Consider the following 25,047-nt stretch of genomic DNA (forward strand, 5'->3'; position numbering starts at 1 on the left):
GGATCGGTGTCGACCAAACCCTGGTCACGCGTTACCGTCATCGCCGCCGCCACAGCGGCGCTCTTCATTCCCCTGCCGGGGGTCGCCCAGGGCGAACCCGGTGGCCAGCCTCCCAAGCCCCACGACTTCCAGTCGGAACACAGCGCCAAGCCCGACCTGGACAACCGGCGCGGCAGCGTCGCACCCCCTGCCTCGCTCTCCAGATCCGCGACCGCGAGCACCGCGACGATCCGGTGGAACGCCCTCGGCACCCCGGCCGTCATCACCGACTCCGCCCCCCTCGCCGAGGGCCTGGACGCCGACCCCGAGCGGGCCGCACGGGCCTACCTCAAGGCGAACGAGAACCTCTTCGGACTCTCCGGCGAGGCCGTGGACGCACTGGAGAAGATCGCCGCCAACCCCATCGGTGACGGGTACGCCGTACTGCTGCGGCAGAGGTTCGGCGACCTGCCCGCGGGCGTGGACGGGCAGGTCGTGATCGGGGTGAAGGGCGGCAAGGTCCTCCACGTCACCTCGACGCTCTCGCGCTCCTCCGAGGCGCCTCCCGCCGCCAGGCTCACCGAGCAGCAGGCGCTGGAGATCGCGGCCAGGGACGGCGGGATCGACCTGGCCACGGCCACCGTGAAGAAGGTCACCGCCACGGCGGTGCCCGCGCCCGACGGGACGCACAACGCGTTCCAGGTCGTCCTGATCGGCGGCGGCGAGGGCGAGCCCGCCGCGTACACGACGCACGTGGACGCGGTCAGCGGCGAGATCCTCACCCGCGAGAACCTGGTGGACCACCACAGCGCGCCGGACGACCCCAGGTGGAAGGCGTTCACCGCCAATCCCCCCGCCGACTACTCCTCCACCGACACCCGCGCGACGTGGTGCGCCAAGGCGGGCCCCGGCTGTGACGTGATCGGCGCCGACCCGGCCACCGGCAAGGCGTGGGACGTCGACCACGCCACGAACACCCCGACGAACACGAGCGTCGGCAACGCCGCCAAGACCGTGGAGAACCGGGCCAGCGGCGACGCGTTCTCCGTGGGCACCCGCAGCAACGTGGCCACCCCGAGCCGCGACTACGTCTACCCGTGGACCAACAGGTGGTTCACCGCCAAGTGCGACCCGGCCGTCCTCGACCAGCCGGGCGAGGCCGACCTCGAAGCCGCGATGTCCAACCTGCACGTCATGCACAACCGCATGCACGACTGGTCCTACCGGCTCGGCTTCACCGAGACCGCCTGGAACATGCAGAACGACAACGGCGAGCGCGGCGGCCTCGGCGGCGACCCCGAGCAGGGCAACGCCCAGGCGGGCGCCCGGGTGCTCAGCGTGCGCGACAACGCCAACCAGATCACCGGCCCCGACGGTGTCGCCCCCATCACCAACATGTACATGTGGCAGCCGATCGCGGGCTCGTTCTACTCGCCCTGCGTGGACGGCGACTACGACATGTCGGTGATCGGGCACGAGTACACCCACGCGATCTCCGGTCGCATGATCGCCGGCCCGAACGCCGGGTGGAGCGGCGCCCAGGCCGGGGCGATGAACGAGAGCACCTCCGACCTGTTCGCGATGGAGTACCTCTCCGAGTACGGCTACCGTCCCGCGGGCGACACCCCCTACGTCACCGGCGGCTACGTCACCGGCGACAAGAAGGCGGGCATCCGCAACTACGACATGTCCAGGTCCCCGCTGAACTACAGCGACATCGCGTACGACATCGTCGGCCAGCAGGTGCACGCCGACGGTGAGATCTGGTCGGCGACCCAGTACGGCGTGCGCAAGGCCTTCGTCCAGAAGTACGGCGAAGGCACCCCCGCCAAGCAGAAGGCGTGCGCCGAGGGCAAGACCCCGCTCGGGCAGTGCCCGGGCAACCGCCGCTGGGCGCAGGTCTCCTTCGACGCGCTGCTGCTGATGGCCTCCGGCTCGGTCAGCTACGTCGACCACCGCGACGCGATGCTCGCGGCCGACGTGATCCGCTTCGGCGGCGCGAACCAGGCCATCATGTGGCGCGCGTTCGCCGAGCACGGCCTCGGCCAGGGCGCGGCGAGCGCGGGGAGCAACGACCCGGACCCGACGCCGAGCTTCGTCGACCCGGTCGGCAAGAACGGCAGGATCCAGCTCAAGCCGCTGCTTGAGGCGAAGGACGCGGCGCTCCGGCTGTACGTCGGCGACTACGAGGGCCGCGTGGTGCCGGTGGCCGACACCGACCCGGCGACCGAACTCGGCGACACCGTCGAGATGACCCCGGGGATCTACGACTTCGTGGTCGTGGGCAACGGGTTCGGGCACACCCGGGTGAAGTTCGCGGTGCTGCCCGGCGTGAAGCTGCCGCTGCCGCTCGCACTGCCGAAGAACCTCGCCTCGGCGGCGCTGGGCGCGACCGCCACCGGTGACGGCGTCAACCAGGCCAAGCTGATCGACGAGACGGAGGCGACGAACTGGGCCTCGCTCACCGCTCCGGTCAAGGGCAGGTCCGTCACCGTGGACCTGGCCGGCACCAAGCCGGAGAAGATCCGCCGCGTGCAGGTCAGCGCCATGCTCAGGCCGCCCGCGCCGAGCGACCCGGCCGACCCCGGCAGCCAGAACCGCTTCAGCGCCCTGCGCGCCTTCGAGGTCCTGGCCTGCGACGCCACCAAGAAGGACTGCTCGTCACCCGCGTCCTTCTCGGTCGTCTACACCAGCCCGTCCAACGCCTTCGAGACGCGCAGGCCGCGTCCTCGCGGCGCCGACCTGCTCATCGAGTCCTTCAAGATCCCCACGACCACCGCGACCCACCTCACCCTGCGGGCCGTCTCCACCCAGTGCACCGGCAACCCCGTCTACGCCGGTGAACAGGACGCCGACCCCAACTCCGCCACCGACTGCGCCACGGCGAGCCCCGCCAGGGACCACCTGCGCGCGGCCGAGTTCCAGGCCTTCACCCGCTAGTCCCGCTCCCGGAGTCCCCGGGTCCCGAGCTTCTCGGGACCCGGGGACCTCCCGGTTTCCGGGTGCCGGTTCCGCGATCTCCCGGTTCGAGGTCCTCCGTCGCGAGGGCCGGTTGCGGAGCCCTCCGGTTTGAGAACCTCCGTCGAGGAGGTCCGCTTCCCGGTCTCCCCGAGGCTAGACGGGGTCCGTCTCGGGAACGGCGACCGGCACGATCTCCGGGGCGCCGAGGCGGATGGCGTCGGCCTCGTGGTCGGTGTCCTGCTCCTGGGACAGCCGTTCCGACTCGACGCGCTTGGTGTAGTACTCCACCTCGCGCTTGATCTGCTCGGCGTCCCAGCCCAGTGGCCCGGCGAGCAGCTGGGCCGCCTCCTGGACCACGCCCACTCCTCGGTGGAAGGTCTCGATCGAGATGTGCGTACGCCGGGTCAGCACGTCGTTCACGTGCCGGGCACCCTCGTGGGTCGCCGCGTAGACCACCTCCGCCCGCAGGTAGTCGTCGGCCCCGGTGAGCGGCTTGCCCAGCGACGGGTCCTGCTCGACCAGCGCCAGGACCTCGTCGATCATCGACCCGTACCGCTGGAGCAGGTGCTCGATCCTGGCCACGTGCAGCCCGGAGGACTGGGCGAGCCGCTGCCGGGAGTTCCACAGAGCCTGGTAGCCCTCTGCCCCGGCCAGCGGGACGCGATCGGTGCAGGAGGGCGGGACCCGCTGGTCCAGGCCGTGTGCCACGGCGTCGACCGCATCCTTCGCCATAACACGATATGTCGTGTATTTTCCGCCGGCCACCATCACCAGCCCCGGCACGGGATGGGCCACCACGTGCTCGCGGGAGAGCTGGGACGTCTCCTCCGACTCCCCCGACAGCAGCGGGCGCAGCCCCGCGTAGACACCCTCGACGTCCTCGCGGGTGAGCGGGACCGAGAGCATCTCGTTCACGTGGTCGAGGACGTAGTCGATGTCGGAGCGCGACGCCGCCGGGTGGGCCCGGTCCAGCTCCCACCGGGTGTCGGTGGTGCCGATGATCCAGTGCCGGCCCCAGGGAATGACGAACAGCACCGACTTCTCGGTGCGCAGGATGATCCCGGTGAGGGAGTGGATCCGGTCGCGCGGCACCACCAGGTGAATGCCCTTGGAGGCCCTCACGTGGATCTGCCCGCGCCCGCCGACCATCTCCTGGATGTCGTCGGTCCACACCCCGGTGGCGTTCACCACCTGCCGGGCCCGCACCTCGAACTCCTTGCCGCCCTCCAGGTCACGCACCCGGACCCCGGTGACCCGCTCCCCCTCGCGCAGGAAACCCACCACCTGCGCCCGCGAGGCGACGTTCGCCCCGTACATCGCCGCCGTCCGCAGCGTGGTCATCACATGGCGGGCGTCGTCGACCTGGGCGTCCCAGTACTGCACCGCACCCGAGAACGCCGTCTTGCGCAGCGCGGGCGCGAGCCGCAACGCCCTCGTACGCGACAGGTGCCTGTGGCCCGGTACGCCCCTCGCGAGCCCGGTGGAGAAGCCCATCGTGTCGTACAGCACCAGACCCGCGCCGACATAGGGCCGCTCCCAGCCGTAATGCGTCAGCGGGAACAAGAACGGCACCGGCCTGACCAGGTGAGGGGCGATCCGCTGCAGCAGCAGGGCCCGTTCCTGGAGCGCCTCCCTCACCAACTCGAAATTGAGCTGTTCCAGATAGCGCAGACCGCCGTGGATCAGCTTGGACGACCTGGAGGAGGTGCCGGAGGCGAAGTCGCGCGCCTCCAGCAGCCCGACGGACAACCCCCTGGTCACCGCGTCCAGGGCGACCCCCGCTCCGACGACCCCGCCTCCGATCACCACCACGTCGAGTTCTTCGGCGCCCATCTGCGCCAGTGCGGCGGACCGCTCGGCAGGACCAAGTCGTCCAGTGCCCATTCGCGCCGTCATTGTGCGACCCCCTGGGGTGCGTCTTGTCGCCTTACGTGAGGTATCTACCCATCTACCCTAGGCATTACTACTGACCGGTAGGGAAGGCGGGCAGCACCCAGGCCGTACCCCATGAACATCAAGAAACCAAGTTCTCGGCAGTATTTCACCAACAACTCACCGGAAAGCGGACGCGCCCGGTATACCACCGGTCACCTGAGGACGGCGCGCCGGCCATCCGACGTCGAGCGCGAGCACCACGTCGCTTCAAAGGGAGAAGATCCCTGCCCCCGTGGTCCCGACGGTCGTGCCGGGAGCCGGTTTTCCCGGGGACCCGCAAGGATGGGCAGCATGAGCATCACACTCGCCGACGCCCGCGTCGTGACCCCCGAAGGTGTCCACGAAGGCTGGCTCACCATCGAAGACGGCCGCATCACCCACGTGGGCCAGGGCTCGGCCCCCGGCGCCGGGCTCGGTCTCGGCGGCCGGTACGTCGTGCCCGGTTTCGTCGACATCCACAACCACGGCGGGGCGGGCGCTTCCTTCCCCACCGGGGACCCCGACCAGGCGAGCCTCGCCGTCGACCTGCACGCCCGTCACGGCACCACCACGCTCATGGCCAGCCTGGTCACCGCCTCCACGGACGATCTGGCCAGGGCCGCCGCCTCCCTCGCCGACCTGTGCGAGGACGGCTTGCTCGCCGGTATCCACTTCGAGGGCCCCTACATCTCCACCGCCCGCTGCGGTGCGCACAACCCGGCCCTGCTGCGGGACCCCTCACCGGCGGAGCTCGCCGGGTTGCTCAAGGCCGGACGCGGCCACGTACGGATGATCACCATCGCCGCCGAACTGCCCGGCGCGCTGGAGACCGTACGGGAGGCGACGGCCAACGGGGTGATCGCTGCCCTCGGCCACAGCGACGCCACCTACGAGCAGACGATCTCGGGCATCGAGGCGGGCGGCAGCGTCGCGACCCACCTCTACAACGCGATGCCGCCGCTGCACCACCGCGATCCCGGGCCGATCGCCGCGCTGCTCCAGGACGAGCGCGTCACGGTGGAGCTGATCAACGACGGCGTGCACCTGCACCCGGCCATGACGCGCCTCGCCTTCGAGGTCGCGGGGCCCGGCAGGACCGCGCTGATCACCGACGCCATGGCGGCGGCGGGCATGGGCGACGGCGTCTACGAGCTCGGCCCGATGACGGTGAACGTGGTGAACGGTGAGGCCAGGCTCGCCGGGAGCGGCACCATCGCGGGCAGCACCCTCACCATGGACGTCGCGTTCCGCCGCGCCGTGCGCGAGGTGGGCCTGTCCCTGGCCCAGGCGTCCGAGATCGCCTCCCTCACCCCCGCGAGGGTTCTGGGACTCGCCGACCACCTGGGATCCGTCTCGGTCGGCAAGCGGGCCGACCTGGTGGTGCTCACCGACGACCTGGAGGTCTCCGGCGTCATGCGCGGGGGCACCTGGATCACCGAGCCCCGCTGACCCAGCGGATCGAAGCCGCGTCAGGACCGGATCGGGGCCGGTCCCGGCGGATGCCGACCAGGCCGGGTTCCAGCGACCCGGCCATCAGGTGCACGGCGTGGTGGGCGTTGAGGGAGAGCTCACCGAGATCACGCTCCCCGGCCCCGGCGCCGTGCCGGGCGAACCGCCGGACCACACCGGGAGGGCCTGCCGCGCGAAACCCACCCTGCCTCGATCGACCTCACGGGGGCCGGCGTGAGGTCCGGCCCCGCCCTCGCGAGAAGGTCAGCCCTGCGGAGCGACGACGACCTCGACCCGCTGGAACTCCTTGAGGTCGGAGTATCCGGCGGTGGCCATCGTGCGCCTGAGCGCGCCCATCAGGTTCATCGAGCCGTCGGCGACCGAGGAGGGGCCGTGCAGGATCTGCTCCAGCGTGCCGACCGTGCCGAACTCGACCCGCTTGCCCCTGGGCAGCTCGGGGTGCTGCGCCTCGGACCCCCAGTGGAAGCCCCGGCCGGGAGCCTCGACGGCCCTCGCCAGCGGCGAGCCGACCATGACCGCGTCCGCGCCCACGGCGATCGCCTTGGCGATGTCGCCGGAGGTGCCCATGCCGCCGTCGGCGATGACGTGGACGTAACGGCCACCGGACTCGTCCATGTAGTCGCGGCGGGCGGCGGCGACGTCGGAGATCGCGGTGGCCATCGGCACCACCACGCCCAGCACCGTACGAGTGGTGTGCGAGGCGCCGCCGCCGAAGCCGACGAGCACCCCGGCCGCGCCGGTCCGCATCAGGTGCAGCGCCGCGGTGTAGGTGGCACACCCCCCGACGACGACGGGCACGTCGAGCTCGTAGATGAACTGCTTGAGGTTGAGCGGCTCGGCCCTGCCGGAGACGTGCTCGGCCGAGACCGTGGTGCCGCGGATCACGAAGATGTCCACGCCCGCGTCGATGACGGCCTTGTGGTACTGGACCGTGCGCTGCGGGGACAGCCGGACGGCCGTCGCCACCCCGGCGGCGCGGATCTCCTCGATGCGGCGGCCGATCAGCTCCTCCTTGATCGGCGCGTCGTAGATCTCCTGCAGCCGCTTCGTGGCGGGCGCGCCCTTGAGCTCGGCCACCTCTTCCAGCAGGGGCGTCGGGTCGTCGTACCTGGTCCACAGCCCTTCGAGGTCGAGCACGGCGAGACCGCCGAGCCTGCCGACCTCGATGGCGGTCTTCGGTGAGACCACGCTGTCCATCGGGCTCACCACGACGGGCAGCTCGAAGCGGTAGGCGTCGATCTGCCAGGCGATCGAGACCTCCTCCGGGTCGCGGGTGCGACGGGAGGGAACGATGCCGATCTCGTCGAGCGCGTAGGCACGACGGCCGTTCTTGCCGCGGCCGATCTCTACCTGAGTCATATGCCTGTCTTTCCCGTTCCGTGCGCGCACAGCGCACGCCGTTTTCCATGCGTGCGCCCGGCACGCCGTGTTCCGTGCGCACAGCGCACGCTGTGTTCCCTGCGTGCGCCCGACACGCCGGTTCCCTGCGGTACGGCCGTACGCGCGGCGTCTCGTGCGTGCGGAGCGCACGCCACGTTCTCCCGCGTGAGCGGCGCGCGCCGCCCTAGCGACCGTGGTAGTTGGGAGCCTCGACCGTCATCTGGATATCGTGCGGGTGGCTCTCCTTGAGGCCCGCCGCCGTGATCGGCATCAGCTCGCACCGCTCGTGCATCTCGGCGACCGTACGGCACCCGGAGTACCACATGCCCTGGCGCAGGCCCCCGATGAGCTGGTGGGCCACCGCGGCGACCGGGCCGCGGTAGGGGACCTGCCCCTCGATGCCCTCGGGGATGAACTTGTCCTCGTGGCCGACGTCGCCCTGCGCGTAGCGGTCCTTGCTGAAGGAGGCGCCGCCGCGCTCGCGGTTGCGGACCGCGCCGAGCGAGCCCATCCCCCGGTACGACTTGAACTGCTTGCCGTTGATGAAGATCAGCTCACCCGGGGACTCCTCGCAACCCGCCAGGAGCGAGCCGAGCATGACCGTGTCGGCTCCGGCCGCGATGGCCTTGACGATGTCACCCGAGTACTGCAGGCCGCCGTCGCCGATCACCGGAACCCCGGCGGGACCCGCGGCCAGCGAGGCCTCGTGGATCGCCGTCACCTGCGGGGCACCGACACCGGCGACCACGCGGGTGGTGCAGATGGAGCCCGGCCCGACGCCGACCTTGACCGCGTCGACCCCGGCGTCGACGAGCATCTGGGCGCCCGCGCGGGTGGCGATGTTGCCACCGATCACGTCGACCCGGCTGTTGGACTTGATCTTGGCGATCATGTCGGCGAGGCCCTTGGAGTGACCGTGCGCGACGTCCACCACGATCACGTCGACCCCGGCCTCGATCAACGCCATCGCCCGCTTCTCCGCGTCGCCCCCGACGCCGACGGCCGCCCCCACGACGAGCCGGCCGTCGGCGTCCTTGGTGGCGAGGGGATACTGCTCGCTCTTGGTGAAGTCCTTGACGGTGATGAGCCCGCGCAGCCGCCCTCCGGCGTCGACCAGCGGGAGCTTCTCGATCTTGTTCTGCTTGAGCAGGTCGAACGCGTCGTCGGTGGAGACCCCGACCGGCGCGGTGACCAGCGGCATCGGGGTCATGACCTCGCGTACCGGACGGTTCTCGTCGGTCTCGAAGCGCATGTCGCGGTTGGTGACGATGCCGACGAGCACACCGGTCTCGTCGGTCACCGGGACGCCGGAGATCCGGTACGTCGCGCACAGGCGCTCGACGTCGGCCAGCGTGTCGTCCGGGGAGCAGGTGACCGGGTTGGTGACCATCCCGGCCTCTGAGCGCTTGACGAGGTCGGCCTGCTGGGCCTGGTCCTCGATCGACAGGTTGCGGTGCAGGACGCCGATGCCGCCCTGGCGTGCCATCGCCACCGCCATGCGGGCCTCGGTCACCGTGTCCATCGCCGCCGAGACCAGCGGGATCCGCAGGGTGATGCCCCGAGACAGCCGCGTGGTGGTGTCGGCCTGCCCCGGCTGCAGGTCCGAATACGCGGGAACGAGGAGCACGTCGTCGAACGTGAACCCCGGCTCGGTGAACTTGGCCATCTGCAATCCTCCTGCCGCGGCGCTCTCATGACGGGGAAAGGCGCCGACCCCCGGATCACAGTTTAGAGTCTGGCGCCAAACCCGGTGGACCCGGGGGAAAAAGGCGAGACAGGTGGACCGCGGAGAGAAGAGGGGTCCGGGGGGCCCGGGGGAAAGACGGGCCCCCCAGGTAAAACGGGGAGGAAAGGGAAAGCGAGGGACCGAGCGGTCGGTGATCCGCTCGGTCCCCCGGATCACCGGCGACGGCGCGGAGACGCCTTGACACCACCCGGACCCCCCTCCACATCCGGATGGCGGTGTGATCCGCGCCTTTGCCGACGCTGCGTCAAGGGTGCGTCACGATGCGTTCGCCACGCAATGTCCGAACGTGCAATTGCACGAAGCTGCACACGAGGGCATGCGAGTAGAAGCAACGCCCGGACAGGGATGATTCGCCGGGTTATCCTCGCCAGACCTCGTGTACCTGCAGGAGTCCCTCACCGATGCGCACAGACACCCCCGCACTGCCCGATCCGCTGGAAACCCTGGGGCTCACCCCGGCCCAGACGGCCCTCTACAACGCGGTCCTGCGCCTGCACCGCGCCACCTGCGCCGAACTCGCCCAGGCCACCAACGGCTCGCCCGAGCCGATCGGCCGCGAACTGGCCACCCTGGTACGGCTGGGAGTCGTCGACGAGCAGGGGGGTGAGTACCTCGCCCGTCACCCGGCCGCGGCCCTCGGCCACCTGGTCGCGGAGAGGCTGGACCGGCTCGCCGCCGAGAGTCGCAGGATCGACACCGTGCTCGGCTCGATCCGCGGCTTCATCCACCAGTACGACGCCGGGCGCGACTACCAGACCGGCCAGTTCTCCGTGGACCTGGTCGGAGGGGCGGACGAGCTCTACGAGAGCGTGATCGGCATGGCGGTCCAGGCCCCGCCGCTGAAGCTGATGTCGGGCATCCCCGACAGGCGGACGATGAGCGACTTCGCGCACCGCTACGCCGACCAGTGGATCGCGGCCCAGCGCGACGGCCTGCTCTCCTGCCGGGTCACCATCCCGGTGCACACCCTGGAGATCCCCGGCCTGCGCGACAAACTGGACCAGTTCGAGCGGGCGGGAGCCGAGGTCCGCACCCTCGACACGGTGCCGAGCTGGTTCCTCATCGCGGGGGACGACGCCGCGGGCATGCCCGCCCAGTGGGGCGGCACACTGCCCGAGAACGCCTACAACTTCCACCTGGTGAGGGCTCCCGTCGTGGTGGCCGCGCTGCGCTCGCTCTTCGAGGAGCTGTGGGCCCGCGCCGCCCGCCTGCCCTGGACCCACCGCGACGACGGGGTGGTCCGAGTGCTGCGACTGGCCGGCCAGGGCGTCACCGACGAGATGATCGCCCGGCAGCTGGGCGTCTCGGTCCGCACGGTGCGTGCCAGGTTCGCCGACGCCATGGCCGAACTGGGGGCGCAGTCGCGGTTCCAGGCGGGGGTGGAGGCCGCCCGGCGCGGCTGGCTCACCTAGGCTCCCCCGGGCCACCCGGGCCACCCGGGCCACCCGGGCTCCCGAGGCTCATCAGGGCTCCCCGGGGCCTCCCGGCACGGCCACCGCCCTCGGGCTCCCCTGCCACCTGGATCTTCCCCTCATCGCCGGGGACCTTCGGCATCTCCGAGTTGCCCGCACTGTCCTAAAGCGTCCCACTCATACAGTTCGGAACTCGTCTGTCACATCCAGGCCATAAGGTGGGATCGTGCTCGACGATGTCCCTCGCGACCCATTCGCGGATGACCCCGACGACCCGGCGGCGGCGCTGGGCGATGCCGACGATCCCGAGCCCTTGACGACGGACGAGCGCGACGAGGCCATGACCGACCTCGCCGACGTGGAGGTCTTCCGCTCGCTGCTGGAGCCTCAGGGCGTGCTCGGCCTGGTGCTCGACTGTCCGGAATGTGGAGAGCAGCACTACTTCGACTGGGAGCTGCTGCGCGGCAACCTGCGCCAGATGATCGAGAACGGCCAGCCCCAGGTGCACGAGCCCGCCTACCAGCCCAACCCCACCGACTACGTGAGCTGGGAATACGCCCGTGGTTACGTGGACGGCGTGATCGACACCGAAGAGCACCGCTGATCCACGTCGTCGACCAGGGCCGCCAGCAGCGCGACCGCGACGTCCGAGGTGGAGACGGGCGTCCTGCCCGAGAGGGCCTCCACGAGCTCGTCGGTCTCGGCTACCGCCGGGTCCTCGTCCGGCCCGTATCTACGAACCGGACGGCGCGGGTGAACCGTTGTCATGATCGTTCTCGCTCCGGGTCGTCGCGATCCCCGTCCCGCGGCTCGGGCTTGCGCTCGCGCCCCCTCTTCGACGGCTCCGCGGTCAAGCTATCGACTCCAGCTCCGCCATCGCTCGCAACCGGGCGAGCGCCCTGTGCTGGGCCACACGAACCGCACCTGGTGACATGCCGAGTACATTACCGGTCTCCTCGGCGGAAAGACCCGACACCACTCGGAGCATGAGCAGCTCGCGTTGGTTGTCGGGCAGCCTGGACAGCAGTCGGCGGGCGTGTTCGGCCTCGATGTAACGCACCACCGTCTCCTCGGGCCCCGGCCCCTCGTCGGGCCCGTCAGGAAGATCCTGGGTGGGCACGGCGGATCGCACGGAGCTGCGCAGCGCGTCGGCCACCTTGTGAGACGCGATACCGAAGACGAAGGAAGCGAACGGGCGTCCCATGTCACGGTATCGGGGCAGCGCGGACAGCACCGCTATGCATACTTCCTGGGCCACGTCGTCCGCGATGTGATACTGGCCGGAAACCCGGCCCAGACGACCACGGCAATATCGGACGACCATCGGCCGCAGTTGCGCGATCAGAGATTCGATCGCGGTGCGATCCCCCTGAACGGCGAGGCTTGTCAGATCCTTGAGATCATCCCTGTGGGCGACCCCATCAGACCTCGTCGCAAGCCTCACCCCATTTTTGGCGTCGGCGACGCATCCCTCGGTCACGTTAGGCATGATGCCCGCCCCGATAGTGACTGTCGTCATCGCAAACGGCTACGGATTGGTCACATTGAGGCGGAGTAACGGGGCGTAATCAAACAGCGACGACAACGACTACAGAATGTGCAAATATTTCATTCGATTGCCAAATACATCGTCTATTCGCTAGAACCGCGTTTGGTCTTCCGTCCGACATGACGCTTGAGATCGTTTTCGGTTTACCGCGAAACGCGAACGGCTCGCGCCTCCTGCGAGACGCGAGCCGTTCGGAACCGCTTCGGAACCGCTGAGGAATCAGTGGCCGTGACCGTGGCCGTGCCCCTGGCCGGCGGCCGGGGCCTCCTCCTCGGGCTTGTCCACCACGAGGGCCTCGGTCGTCAGCAGCATGCCGGCGATGGAGGCGGCGTTCTGGACGGCCGAGCGGGTGACCTTGACCGGGTCGATGACGCCCTGGGCGATCAGGTCGCCGTACTCGCCGGTGGCGGCGTTGAAGCCCTGGCCGACGGACAGCTCGGTGACCTTCGCCGTCACGACGTAGCCCTCAAGGCCGGCGTTCTCCGCGATCCAGCGGGCCGGCTCGACGAGAGCCTTGCGGACGATGGAGACACCGGTCGCCTCGTCACCGGTCAGGCCCAGGTCGTCGAGGACCTTGGAGACGTGGATGAGCGCGGAGCCACCGCCGGAGACGATGCCCTCCTCGATCGCCGCACGCGTCGCCGAGATGGCGTCCTCCAGGCGGTGCTTCTTCTCCTTCAGCTCCACCTCGGTGGCCGCGCCGACCTTGAGCACGCAGACGCCGCCGGAGAGCTTGGCGAGACGCTCCTGGAGCTTCTCGCGGTCCCAGTCGGAGTCGGACTGCTCGATGGCGAGCTTGATCTCCTTGACGCGGTCGGCGATCGCCGCGGCCTCACCGGCACCGTCGACGACGGTGGTGGAGTCCTTGGTGATGACGACGCGCCGGGCGGTGCCCAGCACCTCCAGGCCGACGTGCTCCAGCTTGAGGCCGATCTCCTCGCTCACGACCTGGCCACCGGTGAGGATGGCGATGTCCTGCAGCATGGCCTTGCGGCGGTCACCGAAGCCCGGTGCCTTGACGGCGACGGAGGTGAAGGTGCCACGGATCTTGTTCGTGACGAGGACCGCGAGGGCCTCGCCCTCGACGTCCTCGGCGATGACCAGCAGGGCCTTCTTCGTCTGCGCGATCTTCTCGAGCAGCGGCAGGAAGTCCGCGACAGAGGCGATCTTGCCCTGGGTGATCAGGATGTAGGGGTCCTCCAGGATCGCCTCCATGCGCTCCTGGTCGGTCACCATATAGGGCGACAGGTAACCCTTGTCGAACTGGAGACCCTCGGTGAACTCGAGCTCCAGGCCCATGCTGTTGGACTCTTCGACGGTGATGACACCGTCCTTGCCCACCTTGTCGAACGCCTCGGCGATCAGCTCGCCGATCTTGGCGTCCTGCGCGGAGATCGTCGCCACATTCGCGATCTCCTTCTTGTCCTCGACCGGACGGGCCGACTCGATCAGCCGGTCGCTCACGGTCCTGGCCGCGATGTCGATGCCGCGCTTGAGGGAGAGCGGCTGCGCTCCGGCGGCCACGTTGCGCAGACCCTCGCGGACCATGGCCTGGGCCAGGACCGTCGCGGTGGTGGTGCCGTCACCGGCGACGTCGTTGGTCTTGGTCGCCACTTCCTTGGCCAGCTGGGCGCCCAGGTTCTCGTACGGCGTCTCCAGCTCGACCTCGCGGGCGATGGTGACACCGTCGTTGGTGATGGTGGGCGCACCGAACTTCTTGTCGATGACGACGTTGCGGCCGCGCGGGCCCAGCGTCACCTTGACCGCGTCCGCGAGAGCGTTCACGCCGCGCTCGAGAGCTCGGCGCGCGTCCTCCTCGAACGACAGGGTCTTCGGCATGACAATCCTCTCTATAAGTACGTCGGCGCATCAAAGCCCCGGGCGCTGACGCGACCCGGGGCTCGATACGTCATCTTTGTGAAGCGAGAACTACTTCTCGATGATGGCGAGCACGTCACGGGCGGAGAGCACGAGATACTCCTCGCCGTTGTACTTCACCTCGGTGCCGCCGTACTTGCTGTAGAGGACCACGTCGCCCTCCTTGACGTCGAGCGGAATCCGCTTCTCGCCCTCGTCGTCCCAGTTGCCGGGACCCACCGCGAGGACCTTGCCCTCCTGCGGCTTCTCCTTGGCGGTGTCCGGGATGACCAGACCGGAAGCGGTGGTCTGCTCGGCCTCAAGCGGCTGGACCACAATGCGGTCGCCGAGCGGCTTAACGGGAACCTTGGTGGCGGTCGTCACGTCGGACCTCCCCTTCAGATATGAATGATCTAGAAGAGGCGACCAGCGGTCTGCCGTCGCGGGTGTCAGACCTGCCTCGTCGCATGTATTTGGCACTCTCACCGGGAGAGTGCCAATACGGAACAGTATGCAAGGTGGCCTTGACAGTCAACACGAAGCACCCCTTCTCCGCTTCACGCGAACGTCAAACCAGGTGGAAGCCCTACGGCGAAGCCCTACGGCCGAGGCGGTAGCGTCGGCCGATGTGAATCTCGACGCATTCCGGGAGCTCCTCACCCAGCGCGGCCAGGAGGCTCTGGGCGCCGCGGCCGAGACCGCCGCCGACGACCCGGTGACGGCGGTGACGAGGTTAAGGAAGATCTACGACGCGGACCTGACCTCCGCGGCGCTCACCCAGGCGACGCTCAGGCTGCGCGCGAGGGAGAAGTTCGGCGCCGACGCCGATCTCATGTACTTCACCCGGACCGGCCTGGAGCAGGCCACCCGTCGCGAGGTCGCCGACCACAGGGCGCGGCGCCTCCCCGCGGGCTCGCGGGTCGCCGACGTCTGCTGCGGCATCGGCGGCGACCTCCTCGCCCTGGCCAGGGCCGGGTGCTCCGTCGAGGCCGTCGACGCCGACCCGCTCACCGCCGCGATCGCCCAGGCCAACGCCGACGCCCTGGGCTTCGGCGACCGGGTCTCGGTCCGCGCCGCCGACGCCTCCACCCTGGACCCGGCCGCCTTCGACGTCCTGTTCGCCGACCCCGCGCGCCGCGGCGCGCGGGGCCGGACCTTCGACCCGATGGGATACTCACCGCCCTGGCCCGCCGTGCTGGAGATGGTGGCCCGAGCCGGGGCCGCCTGCCTGAAGGTCGCCCCCGGGATCCCGTACGAGTTCGTCCCCGAGGGCGCGGAGGCCGAGTGGGTCTCGTACAGAGGCGACGTCAAGGAGGCCGTGATCTGGTGCGGTGCGCTGGCGGGCGAGACGGCGCGCAGGGCCACGATCCTGCCGTCGGGGGCCACGATGACCCCCGACCCCGCCCTCGGCGATCCCGCCACCGGCCCCGCGGGACGCTACATCTACGAGCCGGACGGCGCGGCGATCCGCGCCCACCTGGTCGCGGAGATCGCCGCGTCGGTCGGCGGGCACCTGCTCGACCCGCAGATCGCCTACATCACCGGTGACACCGCGACGCCGACGCCGTGGGCGTCGCGGTACGAGGTCCACGAGACGCTGCCGTTCTCGCTCAAGCGGCTGCGGGCGGCGCTCCGCGAGCGCGGCGCCGGCAATGTGACGATCAAGAAGCGTGGCTCCGCGGTGGACGTCGACCGCCTCAGGAAAGACCTCCGACTTTCCGGCGGTGAATCCGCGGTGGTCATTCTCACCCGAATCGGTGACCGGCCGTTCGCCTTCGTGTGCACCTCCGACTGACCGGCGGATCATCACCATCTGACCAGCCAAAATAGTCAATTCTTCCAGCCAACCGGCAATTCCTTTCTTTTATTCTCGCTGCCAGAAAACCCTGATCCAGGGGCTAAGGTTGCCGGGCGGGAGTTCTCTCTCGCCTGCGTTTCCCTCTCGTTCATCAGCAAATCCCATCAAACCCAACCGCGCGGCTGAGCGTCGGCGAGCGAAGGAGCTCTCGGTGGATCACTCCGACCACACCCTGCTCCAGGCAGGCGGCCAGGCCGCCATCTCCGACCGGATGCGTGAGCTCCTCGCCCGCGCGGCACAGGACCACGTCTACGAGCAGCGCACCCAGGGGGCCGTGCTCGACGAGATCCGGCGACGCCTGGAGGGCATGGAGTGGGTGCTTCGCGAGGTCAGGGAGCGCGAGATCGGCGGGCTGAACGGCACGCTGGAGTCCGTCCACGGCCGGCTGGACGACATCGCCGCCCGCCCGCCCTCCTGGGCCGAGGGCCTGGCCCAGCACGTCGAGGCGATACGCGACCACGTCGACGCCGTCGGCGAGCGGGTCGACTCCCTCGGCCGCCGTGTCGACACCGTCCGCGACCGGGTCGTCCCCCTGGGCGAGCTGCCGAGCCTGTGGACCGACCTCGGTTCCGTGGGCGAGAGCATGGACGAGGCGCTCACCCGCCTACGGGCGATCTCCGACGGCACCCAGGGCCTCGACGAGCAGGTGGGGCAACTGGCCGAGCACCTGGGCAGGCTCCAGGCCGACATGGGCGTCGCGGCGCACCGGTTCAGCCGCCTCGACCGGGCCGTGTCCGACCTCTCCCAGCGCACCGGGCGCGTCGAGGCGGGGATGCTCGACCTGGTGGCGAGCGTCCAGCAGGCCGTCGGCACGGCCACGGACCGGATGCTCGCCGCCGTCGAGCAGGTGAACGGCAAGGTCGACCTGGTGAGCGGAAGGGTCGAGCAGGTGGGCGCCAGGGTCGACCTGGTCGCGCCGAGGATCGACGAGCGCACCGCCGCCGTCGAGAGCCGCATCGACAGGCTGGACGGCCATCGCATGACGGCCGGTGGCCGCTTCGACACCCTCGACGAGCGCCTCGACGACATCGAGGGGCGCCTCACCTGCCGGATGGACGTCATCGACTCCCGGCTGTCCACGCTGGACGGGCGCGCGGAGAAGTCCGCAGAGCGTCTGGAGAGCCTGGACGAGCGCCTGGAGGACCTGCCGGCCGTGCTCGGCGTCGGCGCGCTCATCGGCGTTCAGACCGCCGAGCAGCGCGAGCGCTTCGACTCCCTGGACGAGCGCGTCATCAGGGCGGAGGCGGCGCTCTCCCCTCTCGCCGAGACGCTCCGCGCCCTGCCCGACCGCGACGAGCTCTCCGAGGCCCTGAGCGAGACCGTGGAGCCCGCGCACGCCGACCTCACCCGTCGTCTGAGCGCCCTGGAGGAGACCATGCTCGCCCTGGCCGAGGCGTTGCTCCGTCCCACCAGGGGCGACAAGGACTGACCTCGGTTCTCCGCCGAGGGCCGCTCCGGACCCTCCCCGGCCCCGCTCGGTCTTCGCGAAGATCCCGCCCGGCCTCACCGGTCCCGCTCGCCCCTCGCGGAAGATCCCGCCCGGCCCTCACCGTGTGGGGAGACCCGGGCCTCGCGGGGAGAGGACGAACCGCGCGAGAAGCACGGACGCCGTCAGCCGGAGCGGGTGGCATCGGCCGCCGGGCGCCTCCCCGCGCCTTCGACGACCTTCGCCTCGCGGCACAGGTTGTTCCTGACCACCGAGAGCAGGGACGACAGCTCGTCGGTCTGCTCGGCCGTCAGTCCGTTGGTCATCCGCCGGTGCACCTCGGCGAGGACCCGGTCCACCTCCGGGCGGAGCGCGTGCCCCTTGGGCGTGATGTCGACGATGCTGATCCGCCGGTTGGCGAGGTCGGGCCTGCGACTGACGAAACCGCTGCGCTCCAGGCGCTGCAGGGTCTTGGTCATGGTGGACACGTCGACGCCGACGATTCTCGCCAGGGCGTTCTGCGACTGGGGGCCGTTGTCCCACAGCGCGCCCATCACACGCTCCTGACCCGGGTAGAGGTCGATCTCGCCGAGGAGGCCGGCGAGCAGCACGCGGTGGCCGCGAGTGGCGTAGGCCATCAGGCAGTTGAGGTCGTTGTCGTAGTCGCCGCACTCACCGGCGGACGAGGGGCACGTCCCGGCCTCGTCACCTCCTCCGGAGAGGGCCTCGGGTGTGGTGCCGCGCTCTTCGGTCACGTCGCGCTCTTCGTCGATCGACAACTCCGCCATGGTCGGGTCCTTCCGCTCTCCCCGAGACTACCCGCTTGCATGTTGGCCGACCAAGTTGTAGAACTACTTATTGGCTAGCCAAGTTGGCCAGCCAATAAAAGGAGTTCACCATGCCGTTCTCACCGTTCACGCTCGCCGGCCTCCAGCTGCCCAACCGCCTGGTGATGGCGCCCATGACACGCTCTCGGGCCTACGTCGACGGAATCCCCTCGTCGCTCACCGCCCTGTACTACGCCCAGCGGGCCTCGGCGGGCCTGATCATCACCGAGGGGGTCCAACCCAGCCAGGTCGGCAAGGGCTACATGAACACCCCGGGGCTGCACACCGACGAACAGGTGGCCGGGTGGCGTGAGGTCACCGACGCCGTCCACGCGGCGGGCGGCAGGATCTTCGCCCAGATCATGCACGCCGGCCGGATCGGCCACCCCGACAACACCGGCGCGCTCCCCCTCGGGCCGTCCGCCGTACGACCGGCGGGGCAGATCTTCACGCCCACCGGCCTGCAGGACTACCAGACCCCGCTCGAACTGACGACCGCCCAGGTCGAGTCCACCGTCCAGGACTTCGCCGACGCCGCCGCACGCGCCGTGGAGGCGGGCTTCGACGGGGTCGAGTTGCACGGCGCCAACGGCTACCTCATCCAGCAGTTCCTGTCGCAGAACGCCAACCTGCGCGACGACCACTTCGGCGGCTCGCCGGAGAACAGGATCCGCTTCGCCGTGGAGACCGCGCGGGCGGTCGTGGACCGGATCGGCGCCTCCAAGGTCGGCATCCGCCTCTCGCCGGGCAACGGCGTGGGAGACCTGGTCGAGGACGACATGCACGAGATCTACCCGGCGCTCGTCTCCGAGCTCGCCGCGCTCGACCTCGGCTACCTCCACCTGGTGGCGAGTTCCTCCGAGGAACTCAACCAGGAGATCCAGACGCTGTGGCCGAACGCCCTCATCGTCAACGACCCCTCGATCGACGCCCCGGCCGAAAGGGTCACGCGGTGGCTGGAGCGTGGCGCCGACCTGGTCTCGCTGGGCCAGTCGTTCCTGGCCAACCCCGACCTGCCGCTCCGCCTCCGCCTCGGCGCCGAGCTCAACCAGGCCGACTTCAGCTCGGCCTTCGGCGGCGACCACCGCGGCTACACCGACTACCCGGTACTCACCCTGCACTCCGTCTAAGGCACCCGTGGTGAAGTGCCTCCGGGAGGAGAAAGCCCTCGAAGGAGAAATCCTCAGGGCGGCCCCCCGGAGGAAGAACCCGCGACAAAGGGGAGAGCCCCGTGCGGCCGCCGCCCAACGGGGGCGCGACGGCCGACGGGCGCACACGGACACGCCGGCGGGGGTCCAACGCACGAACACCCCCGGCGGGGTCGGCGGGCGCGCGCGGACGCCCTCGGCGGGGGTTCGACGGAGCGCGCGGACGCCCTCGGCCGGGCGTCATCCCCTGACGAGGACGGGGCCCGTCAGACGTGGACGGTGGTGATGGGCATCGAGGAGTCGGCCGGGATGTCCAGCCGCGACGGCGTGATGCCGGCCGCGACCAGGTCCGAGCCCAGGGCCGCCACCATGGCGCCGTTGTCCGTGCACAGCCCGGGGCTGGGGACCCGCAACCGGACACCGGCCGCGTCACAACGCTCCTGGGCCATCGCCCTCAGCCGGGAGTTGGCCGCCACCCCGCCGCCGATCAGCAGGTCGTGAACGTCGTACTTGGCGCACGCCTGCAACGCCTTGCGGGTCAGCACGTCGACGACGGCCTCCTGGAACGACGCCGCCACGTCGGGCACGTGAACCGGCTCACCCGCCTTCTCCCTCGCCTCCACCCATCGGGCCACCGCGGTCTTCAGGCCGGAGAAGGAGAAGTCGAGCGTCCCGTCGTCGTACTTGCCGCGCGGGAACGCGATCGCCGCGCCGGAGCCGTCACGGGCCACCCTGTCGATGTGCGGCCCGCCGGGGAACGGCAGGCCGAGCACTCTCGCCACCTTGTCGAACGCCTCGCCCGCGGCGTCGTCCACCGTGGAACCCAGCGAGATGACGTCCCTGGCGACGTCGGGCACCAGCAGCAGCGACGAGTGCCCGCCGGAGACCAGCATCGCGATGCAGGGCTTGGGCAGCGCCCCGTGCTCCAGCTGGTCCACCGCGACGTGGGCGGCGAGGTGGTTGACGCCGTACAGCGGAACGCCCAGGCCCAGCGAGTACGCCTTGGCCGCGGCGACGCCGACGAGCAGCGCGCCGGACAGGCCGGGCCCGGCGGTGACCGCGATCGCGTCGACGTCGGCGAACCGCAGGCCCGCCCGCTCCAGTGCCCGCTCCACGGTCGGGGTCATCGCCTCCAGGTGCGCCCGGGAGGCGACCTCGGGCACCACCCCGCCGAAGCGGGCGTGCTGCTCGACACTGGAGGCGATGGCGTTGGCCAGCATCGTGTGCCCCCTGACGAGGCCGATTCCCGTCTCGTCGCAGGAGGTCTCGATGCCCAGGACCACCGGTTCGTCACGCATGGAGATCCTTCCTCATCATGATCGCGTCAGTGCCGTCCTCGTAGTAGCGGCGGCGCAGGCCGATCCGCTCGAACCCGAACCTGTCGTAGACGGCCTGCGCGCCCAGGTTGTCGGCGCGCACCTCCAGGAAGACCGACACGGCGCCCCGGCGGGCGGCCTCGGCCAGAAGATCGGTCAGCATCGCGCCGCCGACGCCGTTCCCGCGCCACTCGGCCAGGACGGCGATGGTCTGCACGTCGGCCTGGTCCCCCGCCGCGGCGAGGCCCGCGTAGCCGACGATCACGCCGTCGACCAGGGCCACCACGTAGTGCCTGGTCCTCGGCTGGTCATCGAGCTCCCCCCGGAGCATGCCCTCGCTCCAGGCGTCGGCGGGGAAGGTCTTCCGCTCGACCTCCATCACCGCGGGCAGGTCGTCCGCGGTCATCCGGCGCAGGACGGCCGTCACGTGGAGACCTTCTTGGGCGCCGAGGGCACCTTGGCGTCGGGCCGGCGCAGGTAGATCGGCCTGGGCGGGCCGAGCACGGGGTGGGTGCCGCTCTCCGCGGCCTCGCGGACGCCCGGCTCGCCGAGTCGCCCGGCGGCGAGCGCCGCCATCGCGCCCGCGCCGGGATACTCCGGCACGTCCAGGATCCGGGAGACGCCGACGATCTCGGCGTACATCCGCGCGCCCGCGCCGACCAGCGGGAGCTCCCCCGGCAGGTCCTGGGGCCGGTCCACCGCGGGGCCCGACAGCCGGGTGCGCGGGTCCCGGTAGCGGGCCCAGAACACCTCCTTGCGCCGGGCGTCGGTGGCCACCAGGAACGGCTCGTCCGGTCCGCTGCCGTACGCGAGCGCGTCGAGGGTGCACACGCCGTACGCCGGGACGCCCAGCGACGTCGCGAGGGCCTGGGCGGTCACCAGGCCGACCCGCAGCCCGGTGTAGGGGCCGGGTCCCGAGCCCGCGACGATGGCGGTGACGTCGCGGAGCGAGGCCCCGGCCTCGCTCAGGACCGTCTCGATCGTGGGGACGAGCAGCTCACCGTGGCGGCGCGCGTCGATCGTCGTCGACTCGGCGAGGACCCTCGCACCGTCGTGCAGAGCTGCGGTGACGGCGGGGGTCGCGGTGTCAAAGGCCAGGACCAGCACGAACACTTAGCCTAGCCCGTCCCGCGAGGGCTCAGGTCTTGACCAGGGTGGCGTAGACGATGAGGTTGTCGCGATACTCGTGGCTGTCCCAGTCGAAGGACCCGCCGCAGGTGATCAGTCGCAGGCCGTCCTCAAGATAGACCTTGTCGGCGGGGAACCGGTTCTTGCTGATCTGCTCGACCGTGTCCACCCGGTACTGGGCGACCTTGCCGTCGCTGCGTACGACCTTGATCACCTGCCCCTCCCGCATCTCCTTGAGCTTGTAGAAGACCGCGGGCGCGGTCTTGGTGTCCACGTGCCCGAGGATCACCGCGGACCCCTCGTCGCCGGGGACCGCGCTGTCCTTCACCCAGCCCGCGACGTTCGGCTTCTCGTACGGCGGCAGGTCGACCCGGCCGTCGGTCACGCCGAGCTTCATCAGCGGCGCCTTGATCCCCAGTGAGGGGATGTCGATGCGGCTGGGCGAGACCGACGCGCGGGCGGGCGCCTTCTCCTTCTCGACCTCGCCGCCCCGGTTGCCGAACGCGACCAGGACGACGCCGGTGATGACCCCGGCCAGGACGATCCTGGACCAGCGGGTTGAATCGGCCATGGAGGACTACGAACGGCGGCGACGCACGACCGCGATGCCGATGCCGCCGGCCAGGGCGAGGGCGAGCAGGACGCCGGTCGTGCCGATCGGGGCGCCCGAGTCGTTCGGGCCTCCGGCGGCGGTGCCGCCGCCACCCGTCTCCGGCGCCTCGGTGCTGATGATCGTCCTGGTCGGCTTGGAGGTAGGGGTGGAGCTCGGCTCGGTGTCGGCCACGATCCTGAGGTTGGCCTTGCCGGTGTCGTTGGTCCCCTCGCACCTCGCGTTGACCTCGTGGATCCCGGGTTCGGTGCCCTCGGCGACGGTGGCCTGGCCACGGACCCACGGACGCGGTGCCGGGGTCGCGGTCGAGGCGGGGTCCGGCGTGGGCGTCGCGAGGATCGGGTCGAGGGTCACCGGGGTGCGGAAGATCTTGGAGGACGCGGTACCGCGATGCTCGGGGCCGCCCTGCGGGATCGGGCAGTTGGCCAGGATCCATACCTTCTGACCGGCCTTGGCGCGGGCCGGCTGGAGCTGGACCTCGATGTCCTGCCGGCTGATGCCGGAATCAGGTGGGGCCGTGGTGGGTGTGCCCGACGGGTCGGCCGTTTCGGCACCCGCAGAGCACCCGACCAGTCCGAAAAGGAGGATGGCTCCCACAACCGCGACACGCTTGACGCTTGGCACCGTCGAACTCCACTTCGCCCTCCGGCCGACGACCCTCGCCCGGCACGATTTCCCACCTGTTCCCCATTAAACATGGGCAAACCCGCAAGAGTCGATCATCACGCCTGACGATCTAGACCAATGGTGCGTAGTCCGAGCGTGCCAGGATTTCTCTGTCTTTGTAGGCAGATCAGATGACGCCGTGCCAGCGCGGCCCGATTCCCCTGAGGGTGACGGTCCGCTCCTCCCCCGGCTCTTCGGAGGCGCCCCTGCCGATGAGGATCTCCAGCCGGTCGTCGGCGAGCCCCTCCACCAGGCCCTCGCCCCACTCCACGACCGTCACCGACTCCTCGATCGAGGCGTCCAGGTCCAGGTCGTCGACCTCCAGATCACCCCCGAGGCGGTAGGCGTCGGCGTGGACCAGGGCCGGTCCACCCGAGAGCGAGGGGTGCACCCGGGCGATGACGAAGGTCGGCGAGGTGATCGGGCCGCGCACCTTGAGCCCTTCGGCGATCCCCTGTACCAGGGTCGTCTTGCCCGCGCCGAGCGGGCCCGAGAGCACCGCGAGGTCCCCCGGGCGCAACAGGGCCGCCAACTCCTCGCCCAGCTCCCGCATCTCCTCGGCGGTCGCCACGATTCTCACCGCTTCGTCACTCCTGTTCCATGCCTTCCTGGGCCTCACGAGGGCTTCCAGGACCTTCCAGGGCTCAGCACCGTCTCACGGCCCCAACGCCCCCTCCGGAGGGCTCACCGTACGCCGTACGTGCGCCTCCGGCTCACCGGTCCCCGTCATCGGTGTCGCCCGTGTCCACCCGCTTGAGCAGCTCGTGCAGGGCGTCGTTGACCACGGTAGGCCGCTCCAGCTGGACCAGGTGCGAACTTTCCGGAACCTCGGTGAACCGGGCGCTCGGCAGCGCCGCCGCCATCGCCCTGCTGTGCTCGACGGGCGTGAGCCAGTCCTTGTCGCCGACCATGATGGAGGTCGGGACCCCGTCCAGCACGCGCAGCGCGCTCAGCTTGTCGTGCGACATCAACGCCGGGTAGAACTCGGCGATCACCTCGAAGGGGGTGGAGCGGATCATCGACTCGGCGAAGTCGACGACCGTGGGGCTCACGTTCTTGGAATCGCCGAACCCGAGGTGGCGCAGGGCGAGGAAGGCCACGTCGTTGCCGACCTGGCGGCTCTTGTCGACCAGCGAGCCACCGCGTCTCAGGATCGACACCGTGCCCGGCGTGACCTTGTGCACCGCCTTCGACAGCAGCGCGGGCAGGCCCAGGGAGATCTCACCGAGCTTGCCGGTGGAGGTGGAGATCAGCGCCACCCCCCTGATCCTGTCGCCGAACAGCTCCGGGTGCCTGTCGGCCAGCGCCATGATCGTCATACCGCCCATGGAGTGGCCGACGAGCACGCACGGGCCGGGCACCAGCGCCTCGATCACCTCGGCCAGGTCGTCGCCGAGCCGGTCGATCGAACAGTCCTTCATCGGGATGCGCGGGGAACGCCCGTGGGAGCGCTGGTCCCACAGGACCAGGCGGTGCTCGCCGGCCAGGTCGCGCCGCTGGTAGTGCCAGGAGTCGAGGTTGAGCGTGTAGCCGTGGCAGAACACCACGGTGAGCGGAGCCTCCTCCTGCCCGTCGACCTCGGCGTACAGGGGAACACCGTCGGAGGTGGTGACCGTGGTGGGGCGGCCGCGCAGCTCTCCGAGCGGCTCGCTCGCCTCCAGGTCGGGGCGGAGCCTGATGCGTCCGACGGCGTACCGCTTGGCGAGGGCTCCCGCGGCCACTCCGGCCGACGCGACACCGACGACCGCGCCCGCGATACCGACTCTGCGCCGTCTGGTACTACTCATGCGCCCCCCTGA

Annotated in this window: 23 protein-coding genes; 7 read left to right on the plus strand and 16 right to left on the minus strand. The window is 70.3% G+C overall.

The features are described from left to right. The first annotated feature begins 6 nt into the window (after nucleotides 1-6). On the plus strand, nucleotides 7-2,919 hold the full coding sequence (locus tag ACFY3D_RS07370) for a M36 family metallopeptidase (RefSeq protein ID WP_389976104.1): 2,913 nt from the start codon (nucleotides 7-9) through the stop codon (nucleotides 2,917-2,919). A gap of 174 nt (nucleotides 2,920-3,093) precedes the next feature. Here ACFY3D_RS07370 and ACFY3D_RS07375 read toward each other — a convergent pair whose 3' ends face one another. After that, nucleotides 3,094-4,824 carry a glycerol-3-phosphate dehydrogenase/oxidase gene (locus ACFY3D_RS07375; protein ID WP_389976107.1) on the minus strand — a complete coding sequence of 577 codons (1,731 nt, stop codon included), beginning with the start codon at nucleotides 4,822-4,824 and terminating at the stop codon, nucleotides 3,094-3,096. Nucleotides 4,825-5,166: 342 nt separating this feature from the next. Here ACFY3D_RS07375 and nagA point away from each other — a divergent pair, with 342 nt between their 5' ends. Then, entirely contained in the window at nucleotides 5,167-6,303 is a 1,137-nt protein-coding gene (gene nagA / locus ACFY3D_RS07380) for an N-acetylglucosamine-6-phosphate deacetylase (protein WP_389976110.1), read from the plus strand. Here nagA and ACFY3D_RS07385 read toward each other — a convergent pair. The 3 genes from ACFY3D_RS07385 to guaB form a co-directional block, all read right to left on the minus strand. Further along, nucleotides 6,287-6,478: a hypothetical protein gene (locus tag ACFY3D_RS07385; protein WP_389976113.1), complete on the minus strand. Its 192-nt coding sequence runs from the start codon at nucleotides 6,476-6,478 to the stop codon at nucleotides 6,287-6,289. The genes nagA and ACFY3D_RS07385 overlap by 17 nt on opposite strands. An 89-nt stretch (nucleotides 6,479-6,567) precedes the next feature. Beyond that, a complete protein-coding gene (locus tag ACFY3D_RS07390; protein ID WP_389976115.1) occupies nucleotides 6,568-7,683 on the minus strand; it encodes a GuaB3 family IMP dehydrogenase-related protein in 1,116 nt (371 codons plus the stop codon). 205 nt (nucleotides 7,684-7,888) lie between these two features. Then, on the minus strand, nucleotides 7,889-9,370 hold the full coding sequence (gene guaB / locus ACFY3D_RS07395; RefSeq protein ID WP_350943344.1) for an IMP dehydrogenase: 1,482 nt from the start codon (nucleotides 9,368-9,370) through the stop codon (nucleotides 7,889-7,891). A gap of 482 nt (nucleotides 9,371-9,852) precedes the next feature. Here guaB and ACFY3D_RS07400 point away from each other — a divergent pair, with 482 nt between their 5' ends. Together ACFY3D_RS07400 and ACFY3D_RS07405 are read left to right on the plus strand one after the other, a co-directional pair. Next, nucleotides 9,853-10,863 carry a LuxR C-terminal-related transcriptional regulator gene (locus ACFY3D_RS07400; protein ID WP_389976119.1) on the plus strand — a complete coding sequence of 337 codons (1,011 nt, stop codon included), beginning with the start codon at nucleotides 9,853-9,855 and terminating at the stop codon, nucleotides 10,861-10,863. A gap of 226 nt (nucleotides 10,864-11,089) precedes the next feature. Further along, complete coding sequence (locus tag ACFY3D_RS07405; RefSeq protein ID WP_350943341.1) at nucleotides 11,090-11,467, plus strand: DUF5319 family protein; 378 nt, start codon at nucleotides 11,090-11,092, stop codon at nucleotides 11,465-11,467. Here the strand turns inward: ACFY3D_RS07405 and ACFY3D_RS07410 are convergent. From ACFY3D_RS07410 to groES, 4 genes are all read right to left on the minus strand, one after another. Beyond that, entirely contained in the window at nucleotides 11,428-11,631 is a 204-nt protein-coding gene (locus tag ACFY3D_RS07410) for a hypothetical protein (RefSeq protein ID WP_350943339.1), read from the minus strand. The genes ACFY3D_RS07405 and ACFY3D_RS07410 overlap by 40 nt on opposite strands. A gap of 82 nt (nucleotides 11,632-11,713) precedes the next feature. Further along, nucleotides 11,714-12,352, minus strand: a complete 639-nt coding sequence (locus ACFY3D_RS07415) for a sigma-70 family RNA polymerase sigma factor (protein ID WP_329090055.1) — start codon at nucleotides 12,350-12,352, stop codon at nucleotides 11,714-11,716. A 279-nt stretch (nucleotides 12,353-12,631) separates the two neighbouring features. Beyond that, complete coding sequence (groL, locus tag ACFY3D_RS07420) at nucleotides 12,632-14,251, minus strand: chaperonin GroEL (protein WP_350943337.1); 1,620 nt, start codon at nucleotides 14,249-14,251, stop codon at nucleotides 12,632-12,634. 90 nt (nucleotides 14,252-14,341) lie between these two features. Next, a complete protein-coding gene (gene groES, locus ACFY3D_RS07425; RefSeq protein WP_030912806.1) occupies nucleotides 14,342-14,653 on the minus strand; it encodes a co-chaperone GroES in 312 nt (103 codons plus the stop codon). 244 nt (nucleotides 14,654-14,897) lie between these two features. Here groES and ACFY3D_RS07430 point away from each other — a divergent pair, with 244 nt between their 5' ends. Both ACFY3D_RS07430 and ACFY3D_RS07435 read left to right on the plus strand, forming a co-directional pair. After that, nucleotides 14,898-16,064, plus strand: coding sequence for a methyltransferase domain-containing protein (locus ACFY3D_RS07430; RefSeq protein WP_389976123.1), 1,167 nt, complete (start codon nucleotides 14,898-14,900; stop codon nucleotides 16,062-16,064). 214 nt (nucleotides 16,065-16,278) lie between these two features. Further along, a complete protein-coding gene (locus tag ACFY3D_RS07435; protein WP_389976126.1) occupies nucleotides 16,279-17,556 on the plus strand; it encodes a hypothetical protein in 1,278 nt (425 codons plus the stop codon). 182 nt (nucleotides 17,557-17,738) lie between these two features. Here the strand turns inward: ACFY3D_RS07435 and ACFY3D_RS07440 are convergent, their stop codons facing one another. Further along, complete coding sequence (locus tag ACFY3D_RS07440; protein ID WP_389976129.1) at nucleotides 17,739-18,341, minus strand: MarR family winged helix-turn-helix transcriptional regulator; 603 nt, start codon at nucleotides 18,339-18,341, stop codon at nucleotides 17,739-17,741. 110 nt (nucleotides 18,342-18,451) lie between these two features. Here ACFY3D_RS07440 and ACFY3D_RS07445 point away from each other — a divergent pair, with 110 nt between their 5' ends. After that, nucleotides 18,452-19,510, plus strand: a complete 1,059-nt coding sequence (locus ACFY3D_RS07445) for an alkene reductase (RefSeq protein ID WP_389976132.1) — start codon at nucleotides 18,452-18,454, stop codon at nucleotides 19,508-19,510. A gap of 284 nt (nucleotides 19,511-19,794) precedes the next feature. Here the strand turns inward: ACFY3D_RS07445 and tsaD are convergent, their stop codons facing one another. The 7 genes from tsaD to ACFY3D_RS07480 form a co-directional block, all read right to left on the minus strand. After that, on the minus strand, nucleotides 19,795-20,826 hold the full coding sequence (tsaD, locus tag ACFY3D_RS07450) for a tRNA (adenosine(37)-N6)-threonylcarbamoyltransferase complex transferase subunit TsaD (RefSeq protein WP_350943328.1): 1,032 nt from the start codon (nucleotides 20,824-20,826) through the stop codon (nucleotides 19,795-19,797). Continuing rightward, complete coding sequence (rimI, locus tag ACFY3D_RS07455) at nucleotides 20,819-21,271, minus strand: ribosomal protein S18-alanine N-acetyltransferase (protein WP_389773874.1); 453 nt, start codon at nucleotides 21,269-21,271, stop codon at nucleotides 20,819-20,821. Before rimI ends, tsaD begins: the two co-directional genes overlap by 8 nt. Continuing rightward, a complete protein-coding gene (gene tsaB / locus ACFY3D_RS07460; RefSeq protein WP_389976602.1) occupies nucleotides 21,268-21,951 on the minus strand; it encodes a tRNA (adenosine(37)-N6)-threonylcarbamoyltransferase complex dimerization subunit type 1 TsaB in 684 nt (227 codons plus the stop codon). The genes rimI and tsaB overlap by 4 nt, the downstream gene beginning before the upstream one ends. A gap of 31 nt (nucleotides 21,952-21,982) precedes the next feature. Next, nucleotides 21,983-22,543: a class F sortase gene (locus ACFY3D_RS07465; protein WP_389976135.1), complete on the minus strand. Its 561-nt coding sequence runs from the start codon at nucleotides 22,541-22,543 to the stop codon at nucleotides 21,983-21,985. Between the two features lie 6 nt (nucleotides 22,544-22,549). Next, on the minus strand, nucleotides 22,550-23,206 hold the full coding sequence (locus ACFY3D_RS07470) for a hypothetical protein (RefSeq protein ID WP_350943324.1): 657 nt from the start codon (nucleotides 23,204-23,206) through the stop codon (nucleotides 22,550-22,552). Nucleotides 23,207-23,375: 169 nt separating this feature from the next. Then, the gene (gene tsaE / locus ACFY3D_RS07475) at nucleotides 23,376-23,828 is read right to left on the minus strand and encodes a tRNA (adenosine(37)-N6)-threonylcarbamoyltransferase complex ATPase subunit type 1 TsaE (protein WP_389976138.1); all 453 of its coding nucleotides are present in this window, start codon (nucleotides 23,826-23,828) and stop codon (nucleotides 23,376-23,378) included. Between the two features lie 133 nt (nucleotides 23,829-23,961). Beyond that, nucleotides 23,962-25,035 (minus strand): alpha/beta fold hydrolase, encoded by a 1,074-nt coding sequence (locus ACFY3D_RS07480; protein ID WP_389976141.1) that lies wholly within the window; start codon nucleotides 25,033-25,035, stop codon nucleotides 23,962-23,964. Nucleotides 25,036-25,047 lie beyond the last annotated feature (12 nt).

The sequence above is a fragment of the Streptosporangium sp. NPDC000509 genome (assembly GCF_042898365.1).
Lineage (GTDB): Bacteria > Actinomycetota > Actinomycetes > Streptosporangiales > Streptosporangiaceae > Streptosporangium.

Excerpts from the sequence above, each read along its gene's own strand:
- ACFY3D_RS07375 (WP_389976107.1), bottom strand. The coding sequence starts at position 4,824 with ATGGGCACTGGACGACTTGGTCCTGCCGAGCGGTCCGCCGCACTGGCG.
- nagA (WP_389976110.1), top strand. The coding sequence starts at position 5,167 with ATGAGCATCACACTCGCCGACGCCCGCGTCGTGACCCCCGAAGGTGTC.
- ACFY3D_RS07390 (WP_389976115.1), bottom strand. The coding sequence starts at position 7,683 with ATGACTCAGGTAGAGATCGGCCGCGGCAAGAACGGCCGTCGTGCCTAC.
- guaB (WP_350943344.1), bottom strand. The coding sequence starts at position 9,370 with ATGGCCAAGTTCACCGAGCCGGGGTTCACGTTCGACGACGTGCTCCTC.
- ACFY3D_RS07400 (WP_389976119.1), top strand. The coding sequence starts at position 9,853 with ATGCGCACAGACACCCCCGCACTGCCCGATCCGCTGGAAACCCTGGGG.
- ACFY3D_RS07410 (WP_350943339.1), bottom strand. The coding sequence starts at position 11,631 with ATGACAACGGTTCACCCGCGCCGTCCGGTTCGTAGATACGGGCCGGAC.
- ACFY3D_RS07415 (WP_329090055.1), bottom strand. The coding sequence starts at position 12,352 with ATGCCTAACGTGACCGAGGGATGCGTCGCCGACGCCAAAAATGGGGTG.
- groL (WP_350943337.1), bottom strand. The coding sequence starts at position 14,251 with ATGCCGAAGACCCTGTCGTTCGAGGAGGACGCGCGCCGAGCTCTCGAG.
- ACFY3D_RS07440 (WP_389976129.1), bottom strand. The coding sequence starts at position 18,341 with ATGGCGGAGTTGTCGATCGACGAAGAGCGCGACGTGACCGAAGAGCGC.
- ACFY3D_RS07445 (WP_389976132.1), top strand. The coding sequence starts at position 18,452 with ATGCCGTTCTCACCGTTCACGCTCGCCGGCCTCCAGCTGCCCAACCGC.
- tsaD (WP_350943328.1), bottom strand. The coding sequence starts at position 20,826 with ATGCGTGACGAACCGGTGGTCCTGGGCATCGAGACCTCCTGCGACGAG.
- ACFY3D_RS07465 (WP_389976135.1), bottom strand. The coding sequence starts at position 22,543 with ATGGCCGATTCAACCCGCTGGTCCAGGATCGTCCTGGCCGGGGTCATC.
- ACFY3D_RS07480 (WP_389976141.1), bottom strand. The coding sequence starts at position 25,035 with ATGAGTAGTACCAGACGGCGCAGAGTCGGTATCGCGGGCGCGGTCGTC.